Source organism: Streptomyces sp. Rer75 (genome assembly GCF_013414305.1).
In the GTDB taxonomy this organism is placed as follows: domain Bacteria; phylum Actinomycetota; class Actinomycetes; order Streptomycetales; family Streptomycetaceae; genus Streptomyces; species Streptomyces himastatinicus.
The window spans coordinates 1,109,472-1,126,409 of the sequence record NZ_CP058693.1 but is presented as its reverse complement, the minus strand read 5'-3'; the positions used below and the strand labels follow the sequence as shown (position 1 = coordinate 1,126,409).

The 16,938-nt window shown below is 71.5% G+C and carries 14 protein-coding genes; 8 read left to right on the top strand and 6 right to left on the bottom strand.

What is annotated here, in order from left to right; genetic code table 11:
* The first annotated feature begins 120 nt into the window (after window positions 1-120).
* Window positions 121-2,514: a phosphoketolase gene (locus HYQ63_RS04100; RefSeq protein ID WP_179932556.1), complete on the top strand. Its 2,394-nt coding sequence runs from the start codon at window positions 121-123 to the stop codon at window positions 2,512-2,514.
* Here the strand turns inward: HYQ63_RS04100 and HYQ63_RS04095 are convergent.
* On the bottom strand, window positions 2,511-3,800 hold the full coding sequence (locus HYQ63_RS04095; RefSeq protein WP_179932555.1) for an FAD-binding protein: 1,290 nt from the start codon (window positions 3,798-3,800) through the stop codon (window positions 2,511-2,513). The two genes, HYQ63_RS04100 and HYQ63_RS04095, sit on opposite strands and share 4 nt — an antisense overlap.
* 224 nt (window positions 3,801-4,024) lie before the next feature.
* On the opposite strand from HYQ63_RS04095, the gene HYQ63_RS04090 reads away from it, so the two are divergent.
* From HYQ63_RS04090 to HYQ63_RS04080, 3 genes are all read left to right on the top strand, one after another.
* A complete protein-coding gene (locus HYQ63_RS04090) occupies window positions 4,025-4,882 on the top strand; it encodes an MIP/aquaporin family protein (protein ID WP_179932554.1) in 858 nt (285 codons plus the stop codon).
* Window positions 4,883-4,892: 10 nt separating this feature from the next.
* Entirely contained in the window at window positions 4,893-6,410 is a 1,518-nt protein-coding gene (gene glpK / locus HYQ63_RS04085; protein WP_179932553.1) for a glycerol kinase GlpK, read from the top strand.
* A 156-nt stretch (window positions 6,411-6,566) separates the two neighbouring features.
* Window positions 6,567-7,709 carry a glutathione-independent formaldehyde dehydrogenase gene (locus tag HYQ63_RS04080; RefSeq protein ID WP_179939726.1) on the top strand — a complete coding sequence of 381 codons (1,143 nt, stop codon included), beginning with the start codon at window positions 6,567-6,569 and terminating at the stop codon, window positions 7,707-7,709.
* 50 nt (window positions 7,710-7,759) lie between these two features.
* Here HYQ63_RS04080 and HYQ63_RS04075 read toward each other — a convergent pair whose 3' ends face one another.
* Genes HYQ63_RS04075 through HYQ63_RS04055 form a run of 5 tightly spaced genes read right to left on the bottom strand, consistent with a single transcriptional unit; the run spans window position 7,760 to window position 13,959 of the window.
* Window positions 7,760-9,856 carry a beta-galactosidase gene (locus tag HYQ63_RS04075; RefSeq protein WP_179932552.1) on the bottom strand — a complete coding sequence of 699 codons (2,097 nt, stop codon included), beginning with the start codon at window positions 9,854-9,856 and terminating at the stop codon, window positions 7,760-7,762.
* A 41-nt stretch (window positions 9,857-9,897) separates the two neighbouring features.
* A complete protein-coding gene (locus tag HYQ63_RS04070; RefSeq protein WP_179939724.1) occupies window positions 9,898-10,740 on the bottom strand; it encodes a carbohydrate ABC transporter permease in 843 nt (280 codons plus the stop codon).
* Window positions 10,741-10,745: 5 nt separating this feature from the next.
* Entirely contained in the window at window positions 10,746-11,603 is an 858-nt protein-coding gene (locus HYQ63_RS04065) for a carbohydrate ABC transporter permease (protein ID WP_123106958.1), read from the bottom strand.
* 13 nt (window positions 11,604-11,616) lie between these two features.
* On the bottom strand, window positions 11,617-12,948 hold the full coding sequence (locus tag HYQ63_RS04060) for an ABC transporter substrate-binding protein (protein WP_179932551.1): 1,332 nt from the start codon (window positions 12,946-12,948) through the stop codon (window positions 11,617-11,619).
* Between the two features lie 30 nt (window positions 12,949-12,978).
* Window positions 12,979-13,959, bottom strand: coding sequence for a LacI family DNA-binding transcriptional regulator (locus HYQ63_RS04055; protein WP_179932550.1), 981 nt, complete (start codon window positions 13,957-13,959; stop codon window positions 12,979-12,981).
* Window positions 13,960-14,144: 185 nt separating this feature from the next.
* On the opposite strand from HYQ63_RS04055, the gene HYQ63_RS04050 reads away from it, so the two are divergent.
* Genes HYQ63_RS04050 through HYQ63_RS04035 form a run of 4 tightly spaced genes read left to right on the top strand, consistent with a single transcriptional unit; the run spans window position 14,145 to window position 16,938 of the window.
* A complete protein-coding gene (locus HYQ63_RS04050) occupies window positions 14,145-14,723 on the top strand; it encodes a hypothetical protein (RefSeq protein ID WP_179932549.1) in 579 nt (192 codons plus the stop codon).
* A complete protein-coding gene (locus tag HYQ63_RS04045; RefSeq protein WP_306664807.1) occupies window positions 14,723-15,646 on the top strand; it encodes an SRPBCC family protein in 924 nt (307 codons plus the stop codon). The genes HYQ63_RS04050 and HYQ63_RS04045 overlap by 1 nt, the downstream gene beginning before the upstream one ends.
* Before the next feature lie 27 nt (window positions 15,647-15,673).
* Window positions 15,674-16,156 (top strand): gas vesicle protein GvpJ, encoded by a 483-nt coding sequence (gvpJ, locus tag HYQ63_RS04040; protein WP_373689023.1) that lies wholly within the window; start codon window positions 15,674-15,676, stop codon window positions 16,154-16,156.
* On the top strand, window positions 16,156-16,938 hold the full coding sequence (locus HYQ63_RS04035; protein ID WP_179932546.1) for a GvpL/GvpF family gas vesicle protein: 783 nt from the start codon (window positions 16,156-16,158) through the stop codon (window positions 16,936-16,938). The genes gvpJ and HYQ63_RS04035 overlap by 1 nt, the downstream gene beginning before the upstream one ends.

Genomic DNA, 16,938 nt, shown 5'->3' with positions numbered 1-16,938 from the left:
GTCGGGTCCGGGCCGAACGGCCCGGGTCCGGCCGTGACCCGATCGGCAAAAGGGGTACGCATCACCCGTACAGGGACGAGTGGATACCCGCCGAGTCAGGACGAGCGGAGAGAGAGGCCCATGTCCGACGCACCGGGGACGACGACGAACGACCCCACCGAGCACGAACTGCACGCCCTGGACGCCCACTGGCGCGCCGCGAACTACCTCGCGGCCGGGCAGATCTATCTGCTGGCCAACCCCCTGCTGACCGAGCCGCTGCGCCCCGAGCACATCAAGCCGCGGCTGCTCGGCCACTGGGGCACCTCGCCCGGCCTGAACCTGGTCCACACCCACCTCGGCCGGGTCATCAAGGCCCGCGACCTGGACGCGATCTGCGTCTGGGGCCCGGGCCACGGCGGGCCCGCGGTGCTCGCCGGGTCCTGGCTGGACGGCAGTTACGCCGAGGTCTACCCGGACGTGAGCCGGGACGGGGCGGGCATGGCCCGGCTCTTCCGCCAGTTCTCCTTCCCCGGCGGGGTGCCCAGCCACGTGGCCCCGGAGACCCCCGGCTCGATCCACGAGGGCGGTGAGCTGGGCTACTCCCTGGCGCACGCCTACGGCGCCGCGCTCGACAACCCGGATCTGCTGGCCGTCTGCGTCATCGGCGACGGGGAGGCCGAGACCGGGCCGCTGGCCGCCTCCTGGCACGCCAACAAGTTCCTCGACCCGGTCCACGACGGCGCCGTGCTGCCGATCCTCCACCTCAACGGCTACAAGATCGCCAACCCGACGGTGCTGGCCCGGCTCCCCGAACCGGAGCTGGACGAGCTGCTCCGCGGATACGGCCACGAGCCGATCCACGTCGCCGCGCGGCCCGGGGACGATCCGCTGCGGACGCACCGGGCGCTGGCCCGGGCCATGGACCAGGCGCTCGACCGGATCGCCCTGCTCCAGCGCACCGCCCGCGAGGAGGACGCCGTGGAGCGCCCGCGCTGGCCGGTCATCGTGCTCCGCACGCCCAAGGGCTGGACCGGTCCGGCCGAGGTCGACGGCCTGCCCGTCGAAAACACCTGGCGCGCCCACCAGGTGCCGCTGCCGGCCGTCCGGGAGAACCCGGACCATCTGCGGCAGCTGGAGCGGTGGCTGCGCTCGTACCGCCCCGAGGAGCTGTTCGACGACGAGGGTCGCCCGCGTCCGCACGTCCTCACCTTCGTGCCCGAGGGCGACCGTCGGCTCGGCGCCAATCCGCACGCCAACGGCGGCCTGCTGCTGCGCGATCTGCCCGTCCCCGACCTGGCGCGGTACGCCGTGCCCGTCGACAAGCCCGGGGCCACCCTGCACGAGCCGACCCGGGTCCTCGGCGGGCTGCTGGAGCAGATCATGGAGGACACCGCCGACCGCCGCGACTTCCGCCTCGTCGGCCCCGACGAAACCTCCTCCAACCGCCTCGACGCCGTCTACCGGGCCACCGGCAAGGCGTGGCAGGAGGAGATCGTCGTCACCGACGAGCATCTGAACCGGCACGGGCGGGTCATGGAAGTGCTCTCCGAACACCTCTGCCAGGGGTGGCTGGAGGGCTATCTGCTCACCGGGCGGCACGGCCTGTTCTCCTGCTACGAGGCGTTCGTGCACATCGTGGACTCCATGGTCAACCAGCACATCAAGTGGCTGAAGGTGGCCCGCGACCTGCCCTGGCGGCGCCCCATCGCCTCCCTCAACTACCTGCTGACCTCGCATGTGTGGCGGCAGGACCACAACGGCTTCTCGCACCAGGACCCCGGCTTCGTGGACCATGTGCTCAACAAGAGCCCCCAGGCCGTACGGGTGTATCTGCCGCCGGACGCCAACACCCTGCTGTGCGTGGCCGACCACGTCCTGCGCAGCCGCGACTACGTCAACGTCGTCGTCGCGGGCAAACAGCCCTGCTTCGACTGGCTCGACCTCGACCAGGCCCGCGTCCACTGCGCCCGCGGCGCCGGAAGCTGGGACTGGGCGGGGACGGAGACCGGCACGGGCGAGCCCGATGTGGTGCTGGCCGCCGCCGGCGACGTGCCCACCCAGGAGGTGCTGGCGGCCGCCGGGATCCTCCGCCGCCATCTGCCCGATGTGGCCGTGCGCGTGGTCAACGTCGTCGACATGACCCGGCTGCTGCCGCAGGACGCGCATCCGCACGGGATGCCGGACGCCGAGTTCGACGCCCTGTTCACCCGCGACCGGCCCGTCATCTTCGCCTACCACGGCTATCCGTGGCTGGTGCACCGGCTGGCCTACCGGCGCGCCGTCCACCCGCACCTGCATGTGCGCGGCTACCGGGAGGCGGGCACCACCACCACGCCGTTCGACATGGTGGTCCGCAACGACCTGGACCGCTACCGCCTGGTCATGGACGTCATCGACCGCACCCCGGGGCTCGCGGTGCGCGCCGTGTCCGTACGGCAGCGGATGCAGGACGCCCGCACCCGCCACCACCGGTGGATCCGCGACCACGGCACCGACATGCCCGAGGTCGCCGAGTGGTCCTGGACCGGCTAGCGGTCGGCCCGCCAGGAGTCCGCCGGGAAGAAGCCGTCCAGGAAGGGGTTGCGGAACTTCCCCGCGGGGTCGTGGTCGGCCAGCAGCCGCCCGAAGTCGGCGGCCCGCTCGTACGAGGCGACGATCCGCTCGGGGGTCACCGTCGTGAGCTTGCCCCAGTGCGGCCGCGCCCCCAGCGGCAGCAGCAGCTCCTCCATCGCGGCCACCACCTCGATGACCGCGGCGTGGTCCGGCACCCAGGTGAAGTGCAGCGCCACGCAGTCCCGGCCGTACGCGGGGCTCAGCCACAGGTCGTCCGCCGCGACCGTGCGGACCTCGGACACCTGGACCAGCGGCGCGATCCGGCCCCCGAGTCCCCGCAGCGCCGCGAAGGCCTCGGTGGCCGCGGTGCGCGGCAGGATCAGCTCCGACTGGAGCTCGTCGCCGTTGCTGGGCGTGAAGTCCGGCCGGAAGTGCGGCAGCCGTTCGTGCCACGGCCCGGGCGCGCCCAGCTGCTCGGTGCAGTGCAGCGGTGGCATCGCGGGCACCGGATGGTGGTGGCGGTCGGCCGGGCGGGCGCCCAGCCACGGCTGGCCCGGCTCGGGCGGGCCCGGCAGGTCCGTACGGCACTTCAGCCACACCACGCCCTCGTCCGACTGCCAGTCGGTGAAGACGCTGACGCTGTACGCGGCGGCGAAGATCTCGTCGAAGCTGTCGCCCAGCCGGTCCAGCGGAAGCCCGGTCCACACCCACTGCGCCACCTCGTACGCCGGCTCGATGTCCAGCGTCATCGAGGTGACGACGCCCAGCCCGCCGAGCCCGACCACCGCACCGGACAGCCGGTCGGTCTCGGTGTCCCGGCGCAGCTCGGTCACATCGCCCTCCGGGCCCACGATCTCCAGGCCCGCCACCGACGCGGCCAGACAGCGCTGCACGTTGCCGGAGCCATGGGTGGCGGTGGCGCAGGCCCCGGCGACCGTGATGTGCGGCAGCGAGGCGAGGTTCGCCAGGGCGTAGCCCGCCGTGTGCAGTTCCTCGGCCACCTGGGCGTAGCGCATGCCCGCGGCGATGGTGGCCGTCGAGCCGTCGGGGGCGATGTCGACCCGGTGCGGCATCCGCTCCAGGGACACCAGATCGCCGTCGGTGTCGGCGATGCGGTTGAAGGAGTGGCCGGTGCCCAGCACCCGGACCCGGTCGGCGGAGCCGACGATCCGCCGCAGTTCGCCGGACGTGGCCGGGCGGTGCAGCCGGGCCGCGCCGAAGGTGATGTTGCCTGCCCAGTTGGTGGTCGCTCCGGTAGTCAGCATCCGTGTTCCTGTTCCTGCTGGGGGGCTGGGCCCGCTCCGGGCCTGGGGTGATGTGGCAAGGACCTTGGTACAGGCCCGCCCCCTGATCCGTACAGACCGCCCCGGCCGCCGCCGGATGTGACCCGGACGGAGCAGCAGGACGGGCCACCCGGGCGGGGGCGCGCACACGATGGTGCGGAACGCGATCGGTACCGCCGCTCGCGCACCGCTGGAGAGGGGCGGCCATGGCGGACGAGAAGGACAACGGCACGCGTGGCGGCCTGCTCGGCGAACTCAGCGCGGAGTTCGCCGGCACCATGATCCTCATCCTCTTCGGCTGCGGTGTGGTGGCCCAGGTGGTGGCGGGCGGGGCGCTGACCAAGCCGGTCGGCGCGCTCGGCGACCACGACTCCATCTCCTGGGGGTGGGGGCTCGGCGTCACCCTCGGCGTGTACGTGGCGGCGCGGCTCAGCGGCGCGCACATCAACCCGGCGGTCACCCTCTCCCTGGCGGCGTTCAAGGGCTTCCCCTGGCGCAAGGTGCTGCCGTACGTCGCGGCCCAGACGCTCGGCGCGTTCGTCGCGGCCCTCCTGGTGCGCTGGAACTACACCGAGGTGCTGGCGGGCGCCGACCCCAAGCACACCTTCAAGACCCAGTTCGTCTTCTCCACCCTCCCGGGCAACGGCACGCTGCCCGTCAGCGAGTGGGGCGCACTGCGCGACCAGGTGATCGGCACCGCGATCCTGGTGCTGCTGATCTTCGCCGTCACCGATCTGCTGAACCAGCCGCCGAAGGCCAACCTGGCGCCGTTCGTCATCGGCCTGATCGTGGTCGGGATCGGCATGGCATGGGGGGCCGACGCGGGATACGCCATCAACCCGGCCCGTGACTTCGGCCCCCGGCTCGCCAGTTTCATCACCGGTTACCACAGCGCCTGGCGGGACCAGTACGGAAACCTCTACTTCTGGGTGCCCATCGTCGGCCCGCTGGTCGGCGGCCTCGTCGGCGCCGCCCTCTACAAGGTGCTGGTCAGCCGGTTCCTGCCGACGGCCGGACCGCAGGAGGTGGGCCGCACCCCGGCCCCCGAGGGCCCAAAGAGCTGAAGGAGCGGGCATGCCGGACTTCGTCGGTGCCGTGGACCAGGGGACCACCAGCAGCCGCTTCATGATCTTCGACCACGACGGCGGCGAGGTGGCGAGGTACCAGCTCGAACACCACCAGATCCTGCCCCGCGCGGGCTGGGTCGAGCACGATCCGGTGGAGATCTGGGAGCGCACCAACTCCGTCATGCAGAACGCCCTGCGCGCCGGTGGGCTCTCACCCTCCGACCTGGCCGCGATCGGGATCACCAACCAGCGCGAGACCACCGTCATCTGGGATCCGCGCGACGGCCGCCCGTACTACAACGCCATCGTGTGGCAGGACACCCGCACCGACACCATCGCCTCCGCCCTCGAACGCGACGGCCACGGCGAGACCATCCGCCGCAAGGCGGGGCTGCCGCCCGCCACCTACTTCTCCGGCGGCAAGATCAAGTGGATTCTGGAGAACGTCGACGGGGTCCGGGAGGCCGCCGAAGCGGGCCACGCCCTCTTCGGGAACACCGACGCCTGGGTGCTGTGGAACCTCACCGGCGGGCCCTCGGGCGGCATCCACGCCACCGATGTCACCAACGCCAGCCGCACCATGCTGATGAACCTGGAGACCCTCGACTGGGACGACGAGCTGCTGGACATCTTCGGCATCCCGCGCGCCATGCTCCCCGCGATCAACCCCTCCTCCCACCCCGAGGCGTACGGCCGGGCCCGCACCTCGCGCCCGCTGCGCACCGCCACCCCCATCACCGGTGTCCTCGGCGACCAGCAGGCGGCCACCGTCGGACAGGTGTGCTTCGCCCCCGGCGAGGCCAAGAACACCTACGGCACCGGAAACTTCCTGCTCCTGAACACCGGCTCCGAGCTGGTCCGCTCGACCAGCGGACTGCTCACCACCGTGGCGTACCAGTTCGGCGACAGCCCCGCCGTGTACGCCCTGGAGGGCTCCATGGCCGTCACCGGCTCGGCCGTCCAGTGGCTACGGGACCAGATGAAGGTCATCGACGACGCCCCGGGCAGCGAACGCCTCGCCCGCACCGTCGAGGACAACGGCGGGATCTACTTCGTCCCCGCCTTCTCCGGCCTCTTCGCCCCGTACTGGCGCTCCGACGCCCGCGGCGCCATCGTGGGCCTCACCCGCTACAACACGAACGGCCATCTGGCCCGGGCCACCCTGGAGGCCATCTGCTACCAGAGCCGGGACGTCGTGGAGGCCATGGAACGTGACGCGGGCATCCACCTCGACGTCCTGCGCGTGGACGGCGGTGTCACCGACAACGAGCTGTGCATGCAGATCCAGGCCGATGTCCTCGGCGTCCCGGTCAGCCGCCCCGTCATCGCCGAGACCACCGCCCTGGGCGCCGCCTACGCCGCGGGCCTGGCCAGCGGCTTCTGGCGGGACACCGACGAGCTGCGCTCGCACTGGAGCGAATCCCGGCGCTGGGAGCCCCAGTGGAGCGAGGAGCAGCGCGCGGAGGCTTACGCGGGCTGGAAGAAGGCCGTGGAGCGCACCCTGAACTGGGTCCCGGTGGACTGACCCCGGCCGCGCGGCGGAGCCGCACATGAGCGAGTTGCATCGGCCACCGAACCGGAGTTGGCTGGAAGTACCCGGTGGTGGCGTCGCGACACCCTGGGACGACGGCGTGTCCGCCACCTGCCACCGCTGGAGCGACCCGACGCGGAGGTGATCGAGGTGAAGGCCGTCGTCTATGAGAAGCCCTTCAGCGTGACGGTGAAGGACGTCGACGATCCGCGGATCCAGCACCCGAACGACGTGATCGTGCGCGTCACGTCCAGCGCGATCTGCGGATCCGATCTGCACATGTACGAGGGCCGCACGGCGGCCCGGCCCGGCATCGTCTTCGGACACGAGAACCTCGGCGTCATCGAGGAGGTCGGTCCCGGTGTCGCCACGCTCACCAAGGGTGACCGGGTCGTCATGCCGTTCAACGTGGCCTGCGGGTTCTGCAAGAACTGCCTCGCGGGCAACACCGGATTCTGCCTGACGGTCAACCCGGGCTTCGCGGGCGGCGCCTACGGCTACGTGGCGATGGGCCCGTACACCGGCGGGCAGGCCGAACACCTCCGCGTCCCCTTCGCCGACTTCAACTGCCTGACCCTGCCCGAGGTCGACCTCGAGACCGATTTCATCCTGCTCGCCGACATCTTCCCGACCGGCTACCACGGCTGTGAGCTGGCCCAGGTGGCCCCGGGCGAGAGCGTCGTGGTGTACGGCGCGGGCCCGGTCGGGCTGATGGCCGCCTACTCCGCGCTGCTGCGCGGCGCCTCGCGGGTGTTCGTCGTCGACCGGGTGCCCGAGCGGCTGGCCAAGGCGGAGGAGATCGGGGCGATCCCGATCGACTTCACCCAGGGCGACCCGGCGGAGCAGATCAAGGACCTTACGGACGGCGAGGGCACGGACAAGGGCGTGGACGCGGTCGGCTACCAGGCCCAGGCGCCCGACGCCAGCCACGAGGAGCCCGCGATCGTCCTCAATGCGCTGGTCGACACGGTGCGGCCGACCGGCATGCTCGGTGTGCCCGGCCTGTACGTGCCGTCCGACCCGGGCGGCCCGGACGAGCACGCCAAGCGGGGCCAGCTGCTGGTCTCGATCGGCCGGATGTTCGAGAAGGGGCAGCGGATGGGCACGGGCCAGTGCAACGTCAAGCGGTACAACCGCCAGCTGCGCGACCTGATCATCGCCGGGCGCGCCAAGCCCAGCTTCGTGGTCTCGCACGAGCTGCCGCTGGACCAGGCGCCGCAGGCGTACGAGAAGTTCGACAAGCGGGTCGAGGGCTACACCAAGGTGGTCCTCCACCCGGCGCTGGCCGCCTGAGCCCGCGCGGTGTCCCGGGGCCGACCGCGTCGGCCCCGGGACCCCCGCCGTCAGACCTCCCGCAGCACCCGTACGTCCCACGCCCCCAGCGCGAGCCGGTCACCCGCCCCGTACTCCGCCCCCGACACCGCGTCCCGCACCGCCGCGGGCAGGGTGACGATCACCTCCTCCCACGACCAGTTGTGCAGGAACCGCACCCGGCGCCCGTCCCGCGCCGTCGCCCCCGTCGAGGTGACGGCGGGCTGGGGGAGCCGCCAGCCGGGGGCGTCCGGCGCGGTCTCCGGGGCCGCCCAGCGGAACAGGGCCTCGGCGAACGACGGATCCGGCACGGTGCCCACACAGGTGATCCGGCCGTGTCCCAGGCGGCGGGTGGTGGCGGCCGGCCAGCGGCCGAAGTGGGGGTGGTCGTACGCCGCGAGGGGCTTCGCCCCGGAGGCCACAAGACCGTCCGCCCACCGGGTGGCACGCGCCCCGGACGGCAGGTCGAGCGGCCCCGTGCCGCGCACGGCGAGCCCCTCGCCCCCGAGGTTGCTGAACTCGTCGTACGACACCCCCGCCGCCTCGGCGAGCCGGGCGGGCTGGACCTCCGTCCGGGCCCGCGCCTCGTGGTCGGCGTAGCCGGTGCGCGGCCCGAGGAGCAGATGTCCGCCCGCCTCGGCGTACGCGGTGAGCAGGTCGAGCGTGGCGTCGTCGGCGATGTACAGCGCGGGGACGCCGAGCAGCGGGAAGCGCCCGGCGATCCGCTCCGGCGGGTCGTCCGCCAGCTGGCCCACGTGCAGGATGCGGGACTGGAGCCCGGCGTCGAAGGCGCCGCGGTAGAAGGGGTCGAGGATGCCGTGGTACGAGCGCCGGTCGGGCCCGCCATCGGGGGTGGCGAGCGGCGGCTGTCCGCTCAGGGCCCACTTGCTGGGGGAGGAGTAGAGGAAGGCGGCCTCGGCGTCCGGGGTGAGCGAGGCCACGAGATCGCCCGCCGCCTCCAACTCGGCGCCGAGGCGGGCGAGTTCGGCGTAGACGCGCCCGGGTCGGCCGCTGTGCGGCAGAACCCCGCCCCAGTACGTCTCGGCGCCGAAGTGCAGCGTGTGCCAGTGCCAGTACTCGATCATGGAGGCGCCACGCGAGATCAGGGCCCACGCGGCCTGCCGCCACTGGCCGTCGTAGGCGGGGCGATTGTTCCAGGCGTGGCCGATGGCCTGCGCGTCGGTCTCGGTGACCAGGAACGGTTCCTGCCGGGAGGAGTACATCCGGTCGGCGCTCTGGTACAGGGCCCAGGTGCCGGTGGCGGTCCAGTTCTGGTCGGCCGCCGAGCGGTCGGGCAGGGCGAGCGCGTCCTGCATGGTGTAGTACGGGTTGCCCGCCGTGACGTCCAGCCGCCGGGTCAGCTGGTCGTCCTCCACGGCGGGCCGGTCGTAGGCGATGCAGGTGGTGACGAACTGCTCCGGCCGCGCGTACTCCCGCACCAGATCCGCCTGCCAGCCGATGAACTCCGTGGTCAGCCGGGCCTGGAAGCGCCGCCACGCGTAGTCGTACTGGGGCTGGGCGTTGCCGTCCGGCGTCCACAGGTCGGCCCAGGTGGAGAGCCGGTGCGACCAGTAGACCAGCCCCCACTCGCGGTTGAGGGTCTCCACGTCGCCGTACCGGGAGCGCAGGTCGTCCACGAAGCGCTGGAAGACACCGTGGTTGTGGAAGAGTTCGAGACCGGGCTCGTTGTCCACCTGGAAGCCGATCACGGCCGGGTGCGAGGCATAGTGGCCGAGGATCTTGCGGATGACCCGTTCGGCGTGGAAGCGGAAGGCCGGATGGGTGAAGTCGGCCTCCTGCCGTGCGCCCCACGGGGTGCGGCGCCCGGTCCGCCGCTCGCCCGCGATCTCCGGGTACTGCCGGGCCAGCCACGGCGGTACGGCGTACGTCGGGGTGCCCAGCACGACGGAGATGTCGCGCTCATGGGCGCCGTCCAGGACCGGCCGCAGCCAGTCGAGTTGGAAGCGGCCGTTTTCCGGTTCCCAGGTGGACCATACGGATTCGCCGACCCGGATCACCGAGAAGTGGGCCGCGGCCATCAGATCGAGGTCTTCCTTGAGCCGTTCGTACGGCTGGTACTCGTGGTAGTAGGCGGCGCCGAAGAGGACCCGGCCGGGCAACTGGTGCATGGAAACACTCCCATTCCTCTCGCGTGCTGGACGATGTGATGTCAGCCTTTGACGGCTCCGGTGGACAGCCCCTCCAGGAGCTGCTTGCGCAGGCGTACGAACACCGCCACGGCGGGCAGCACCGCGAGCACGGCCCCCGCCAGCACCAGGTCGTACTGGCGGTTCTCGGCGCGGAAGAGGGTCTGGAGACCGAGCGGCAGGGTGTACTGCTCGCTGTCCGAGACCAGCACCAGCGGCCACAGGAAGCTGTTGTAGCTCTGGAGGAACGTCCAGACGCCGAGGGCGCCGAGCGAGGGCCGCAGCAGCGGCAGCACGATGCGCAGGAAGATGCGGAACTCCCCGCAGCCGTCGATCCGGGCGGCGTCCAGGACCTCGTCGGGCACGCCCTGCACGATGTACTGCTGCATCATGAAGATCCCGAACGCGGGCGCCACCCAGGGCACGATCAGCGCGAACCAGGGGCTGCCCAGACCCGTTTTGACGAGGACGACGAACAGCGGCACCAGGATCACCGCGAACGGGATCGACAGCGAGCTGAACATCACCCCGAACAGCAGCCGCCGCCCGGCGAAGCGGAACTTGGCGAAGCCGTACCCCGCCAGCGCGCACACGAACACCGACACGGCGGTGGCCGTGAGCGCGACCACCGTGGACATCAGGAACCACCGCCCGAAGGGCTGATCGCTCAGCAGCGTCCGGTAGTTGTGCCAGGTCGCCGGGTCGGGCAGCAGCCGCGGCGGATAGCCGAAGATGTCCCCGCGCGGCTTGAACGAGCCGCTGAGCGCCCACAGCAGTGGCGCGGTGAAGGCGGCCAGCAGGGCGGCCAGCGTCGCGTAGAGCAGACACCGGCGGGCGAGCAGGCCGAGTCGTCCTCCCGGGTTCATGGGGTTCACACCGGCCTCCCTATGCCGAGCAGCCGGTTGAAGACCTGGCTCACGGTGAAGACGACCGCGAACAGCACGACGCCCGCGGCCGCCGCGTACCCGAACTGCTGCCGCTCGAAGGCGGCCCGGTAGACGAACTGCGCCACCGACAGCGTGGCCTCGGACGGTCCGCCGCCGGTGAGCAGATACGGTTCGTCGAAGATCTGGGCCGCCCCGATGAACGACGTCACCAGCACGAAGGCGGTGACCGGCCGCAGCGCGGGCAGGGTGACGGCGCGGAAGGTGCGCAGCCGTCCGGCGCCGTCGAGCGACGCCGACTCGTACAGCTCGCGCGGTACGTTCTGGAGTCCGGCCAGGAAGAAGATGGTCAGATACCCGGTCCAGCGCCACACCATGACCAGGCAGATGCTGACCCGGGCCATCGTCGGATCGCCCAGCCAGTCCACCCCGCCGGTGCCGAACAGGGCCCGCAACACCGCGTTGGCCAGCCCGAAATGCCGGTCGAAGATCAGCCCGAAGACGAGGGCCACGACGATCGGCGACACCACCATGGGCACGAAGTAGGCGGTCCGCCACAGATCGCGGGCGCGCAGCCCGCGGACGTTCAGGGCCTGGGCGATCAGCAGCGCGGCGGGCACGATGACCGCCACGCTCACCAGGACGTAGACCCCGGTGTTGCCCAGCGCCCGCTGGAAGCTGCCATCGGTCAGCAGATGGTGATAGTTGCGCAGGCCCACCCAGTGCGGTGCGCCGAGCCCGACCCATTCGCACAGGCTGAGCCACAGTGCCACCCCGATGGGCACCAGCATGAAGAGCACGTACAGCAGATAGAAGGGAGCGATGAACAGATAGGGCGTCGCCATGCGTTGCTCCCGTCTACCGGCCGGCCTGGTCGCGGAAGTCCTCCGCCGCCTCGCGCAGCGCTTCCCGCGGGGACGCGTCGCCGCGGTAGGCGCGCAGCAGATGGCCGCTGAGCACGTCGTGGAGGATGGACTGATCGGGGCTCATATGGACGGGCGGAACATCGGCCAGCAGCGCGGTGTACACGTCGAACGGCCGCTGACCGCCCAGGTACGCGTCCTCGGTGCGCAGCAGCGCGGGGTCCTCGAAGACCGAGCGCCGGGTGGGCAGATAGCCGGTGCGGCGGAAGCGGCGCACCTGCCCCTCGTGGGTGAGCCAGGTGGCGCGCAGGAAGTCCACGGCGGCCCGCTCGTTCGCCGTGCCGCGCAGCACACCGAAACCGGTGCCGCCCGCCGTGGAGGTGGCGTGGCCGCCGCGGGAGAAGCGGGGGAGCGGCCGGATGCGCCATCTGCCGGACTGTTCGGGGACGCCTGCCATCAGCCCGTACACCTTGTACCAGCTCGCCATGGCGAGCCCGGCCACCGTGCCCCGCTTGAGCGCCGCCTGCATGGCGCCGCCGTAGTAGTCGCCGATGTCGATGACGAAGCCGTCCCGCAGCCCCCGGCACAGGAACTCCAGCACCTCCACCGCCTCCGGCGAGTCCAGGGTCAGCCGCTGCTCCGCGTCGAACAGCGCGCCGCCGCGCTGGTTCAGCAGCATCTGGAAGGACTGCACCACCTGGTTGACGTCGCTGCCCGTCACCACCGCGTTGAGCGCGATGCCATGGCGCCGGTGGGCCAGGGCGCCCACCTCGGCGAACTCCTCCCAGGTGGCGATGTCGAGGGGCAGCCGGTACCGGGCGAACAGGTCGTGGCGGTAGTAGTGGACGACCAGCGGGGTGTCGGAGTCGAGGGCGTAGAGGCGGCCGTCCTGGCGGTACGGCGCGGTGCGCGCGGGCAGCAGATCGGCCATGAGCCCCGGTACGGCGGAGATGTCGCCGGTCAGGTCGCGCAGCAGCCGCTCGGCGATGTCCCCGCGCAGCATCCGGGGGAAGCCGTTGATCTCGAACCCCATCAGATCCGGGATCCCGCGCCCGGCCACGGCCTGCGCGAGCAGCTTGGTGACGAGGTCGGCGGCGCCGGCTCGGGTCACATCCAGCCGGTAGCGGAAGTCGGTGCGCCGGTCGGCGCCCGGTATGCCGGTGCGGAAGAAGGTCTCGTAGCCCTCGTCATGGGTCCAGAGGGAGAGGTTCACCGGGCCGGAGGTGCGGACGGCGGCGGCGCGGTGGCCCGCGCAGGCGGTGGTGCCGAGCGCGAGCCCGCCGCCGAGGAGTGTGCGTCGGGTGAGGTGTGGGGACGGTCCTCTCATCTGCGGCTCCAGAGGGGTGTGCTGCCTTGACTAAGGGGGTGGCGCGGTCGACTGACGTACCGACAGGTGCACGGGCAGGTCGGCGAGGCCGTCCGGGCGGGCCCGGCCCTCGATCCGGGCCAGCAGGACGCCCAGCGCCCGGTCGGCGAGGGCCTGGAAGTCCTGCCGGACGGTGGTGAGCGGCGGGGCCAGATACGCGGCCGCCGGGATGTCGTCGAAGCCGACGACACTGATGTCGCCGGGCACCGACAGGCCCGCCTCGGAGAACGCCCGCAGCGCCCCGATCGCCATCTCGTCGTTGGCCGCGAACACCGCCGTCACGCCCGGCGTACGGGCCAGCCGCAGTCCCGCCGTATGCCCGGCGGCGGGCGACCAGTCGCCCGCGTCGGGCAGCGGCGGCTCGGGCGCCCCGGCCGCCGCCAGCGCCTCCCGCCAGCCGCGCAGCCGGTCCCGGGCGGACCACCAGTTCTGCGGGCCGGGGATGTGCCAGACCGTGCGGTGGCCGAGGGAGAGCAGGTATTCGGTGCCCGCCCTGGCCGCCGCCACGCCCTCCTTCCCGACCACGTTGAGGCTGACCACGGGCACGTCGGTGGTGAGGGACGAGGGGGCGCCGTCGTCGATGGGATCGGACAGGATGATGCCGTCCACGCCCTGCTCCAGCAGGGATTCCACGGCCGCGGCATAGCCGCCGCCGGGATTCTCCAGGGTGCTGGCGAGTGCGAAGGAGTAGCCGGTGCGGCGCGTCGCCTGTTCGAGCGCCATCAGGACCGAGGCGGGCCCGGACAGCGCGCTGCCCAGGGAGACGACGCCGATCCGGTGGTAGGTGCCGCGGATCAGGGCGCGGGCGGCGGTGTTGGGGCGGTAGTCGAGTTCGCGGATGACCCGCAGCACCCGGTCGCGGACCTCCGCGCTGACGTAGGGCTCGCCGTTGACCACCCGGGAGACGGTCTTCTGGGAGACCCCGGCGGCCCGGGCGACCTCGTTCATCCCCGGCCCGCGGCTCCTGCGCATGCGCGTTCTCCCTTCTCGGGCCGTCTGACTACGTAGTCATGACTACGTAGTCAGGAGTGTTCTCGGGCCCTTAGCCCACGTCAAGGGATCGCGCAGCCCCTGATGGCCGAATGGGCGAAATGCACCATAATTGGAAAATGAGCCCATATGGGTATCTCGCTTGGACGGCGGGAGGAGGAGCGATCATGAAGAGCAGTCAGACGGCGCTGGCGTTCACCGGCGGCTACCTCTTCGGGCGTGGTCACAAGGTGGGCTTGGCGCTGACCCTCGCCGGGATGGCGGCGGGTCGACGCCTCGCGTCCGGGCACCTCCCGGGCGGCATGCAGGAGCTGGCGTCCTCCGAAATCGGGCGGCTGCGCGGCCAGCTGGTGTCCGCGGGGCGGTCGGCGGCGCTGTCGGCGGCCAGTCACCGCATGGACGCGCTGAGCGACCGGCTGGAGCAGCGTGCCTCGTCGCTGCGTCCGAACGGGCACGGTCCGGACGGGCACAAGGCGGACGACGAGGAGCACGAGCGGCGCGGGAGCGCTGAGCGGTCCCGCGGTGAGTCCCGAGGTGAGTCCCGAGGTGAGTCGCGTGGTGAGTCCCGAGGTGAGTCGCGGAGCGAGTCGTCGCGCGGCGGGACTGCCCGCGGGGACCGGGCGCGGCCGTCGGGCGACCGTCCGGACAGGCCCCGGAAGCGGGCCGAGGCCGAGGGCGGCCGGAGCGGCGAAACCCGGAGCGGCAGGAGCGGCAAGGGCGACAAGGGCGACAAGGGTGATCGGTGATGGCTGAGGGACCGGACCAGCACACGGGCGGGCTCGGCACGCTCGCCAAGGAGCTGCCCACCGAGCGGCTGATGAAGGAAGCGCAGAACCTGCTCACCGCACTCGGCGAGAAGGCCCTGACCTCGGTGACCAACCTCGGCGACGGCGGCGGGCCCGGGCTCAGCGCCCCGGTGAAGCCGCTGATCAAGGCCGGGCTGAACCAGCTCAAGGAGAAGACCGTGGACAAGGCCAAGGAAGCCATCCCGGGTCTCGGCGGCGGCAAGGACGGTGGCAAGGACGGCGACAAGGACAAGAAGCTCAAGGTCACCAACATCGTCGAGCAGATCGACGTCGGCGCCCCGATCGACCTCACCTACGACCTGTGGACCCAGTTCGAGGACTTCCCCACCTTCATGAAGAAGGTGGAGGACGTCCAGCAGGAGTCCGACACCGAGATGGAGTGGAAGGCCCAGGTCTTCTGGTCGCACCGCAAGTGGCGCGCCGAGATCATCGAGCAGATTCCCGAGAAGCGGATCGTGTGGAAGTCGCGTGCCGAGAAGGGGCACGTCAACGGCGCGATCACCTTCCACGAGCTGGCCCCCGAGCTGACCCGGATCATGATCGTCCTCCAGTACTACCCCCAGGGCTTCTTCGAGCGCACCGGGAACATCTGGCGCGCCCAGGGCCGCCGGGTGCGCCTGGAGCTGAAGCACTTCCGCCGTCATCTGATGGCCGAGGTGCTGCTGAACCCCGACGAGATCGAGGGCTGGCGCGGTGAGATTCGCGACGGCGAGGTCGTGGAGGAGGAGGACCGCGAGGCCGAGTCCGAACACGACGAGGAAGAGGCCGAAGAGGAGGAGCCCGAAGAGGGCGAGCCGTCCGAGGACGAGTACGAGGAGGAGTACGAGGAGGACGAGGAGCCGGCGCAGCCTTCGCGGCGCTGACGGGTCCTGTCCCCGGAGCAGGTGAGCGTGGTGACCGTAGCAAGCCAGCAGAGTCAGTATCTGGACCGGGCCAGTTCGAGTGCCCTGGTCGACGTGGTCGACCTGATCCTCGACAAGGGACTGGTCATCGACGTGTACGTCCGGGTCTCCTTGGTGGGCATCGAGATCCTGACGATCGACGCCCGCGTCGTCGTCGCCAGCGTCGACACCTATCTGCGGTTCGCCGAGGCGACGAACCGCCTCGACCTCGCCCGCAGCGGCACCGAGACCAAGGGGCTGCCCGGCCTCATGGACGAGATGCAGGAGAGCGGCGGGCGGAAGAAGACCAAGGGCGCCCTGGAAGGCGTCAAGGACACCGTCTCGGACCTGCTCCAGGGCGACCAGTCCGACAAGTCCGAGGAGTACGCCGAGGCCGAGGACGAGGCGGGGGAGCGGCAGGAGACGCGACGGCGGGAATCCGGTGACCGGCCCCGGCACCGGCGGAGTTCGAGCAGGGAGCGCGAGCGGTGATGGCCGAAGAGGGACGTGCCTGCTACGTATATGGGGTCGTAACCGAAGACCGGAGCGACGACGCCGTCCGGGATCTGGGCGCCGTCGGCGATCCGGACGCCGCGGTGACCCTGGTGCGCCACGGCGGCCAGGCCGCCGTGGTCAGCGAGGTGCCCCTCGACAAGCCGCTGGGCACCCCCGAGGATCTGCGCGCCCACGCCCGGGTGCTGGACTCCCTGGCGGCCAGGTCCTCCCCGGTGCTGCCGTTCCGGTTCGGCACGGTGGTGCGCGACACCACCGCGGTGACCGATGAACTGCTCAGCGAGGGGCACGACGACTTCGCGCGCGCCCTCGACCGGCTGCGCGGCCGCTCCCAGTTCACCCTGCGCGCCCGCTATGTGGAGGACGCGGTGCTGCGCGAGGTGCTGACGGAGCAGCCCGAGGCGGTACGGCTCCGCGAGGAGCTCCAGGGGCTGCCGGAGGAGGCCGGGTACGACCAGCGCATCCAGCTGGGCCAGCTGGTCATGGACGCCATCGCCGCCAAACGGGCCGTGGACGCCCTGGAAGTCGACCGCAGGCTGGGCCCGTGCGCGCTCGCCTCGGTGAGCACGGAACCGTCCTCTGCCGAAGGGCTGGTGAACGCCTCCTTCCTGGTCGAGGACGACCGGCGGACGGCCTTCGAGCAGGCCGCCGAGGAACTGGCCAAGCACTGGAACGGCCGGGTCCGGATCCGCCTGCTCGGGCCCCTGGCCCCGTACGACTTCGTGGCCGACGCGATGAACCCGGCCAAGGAAGGCGATTAG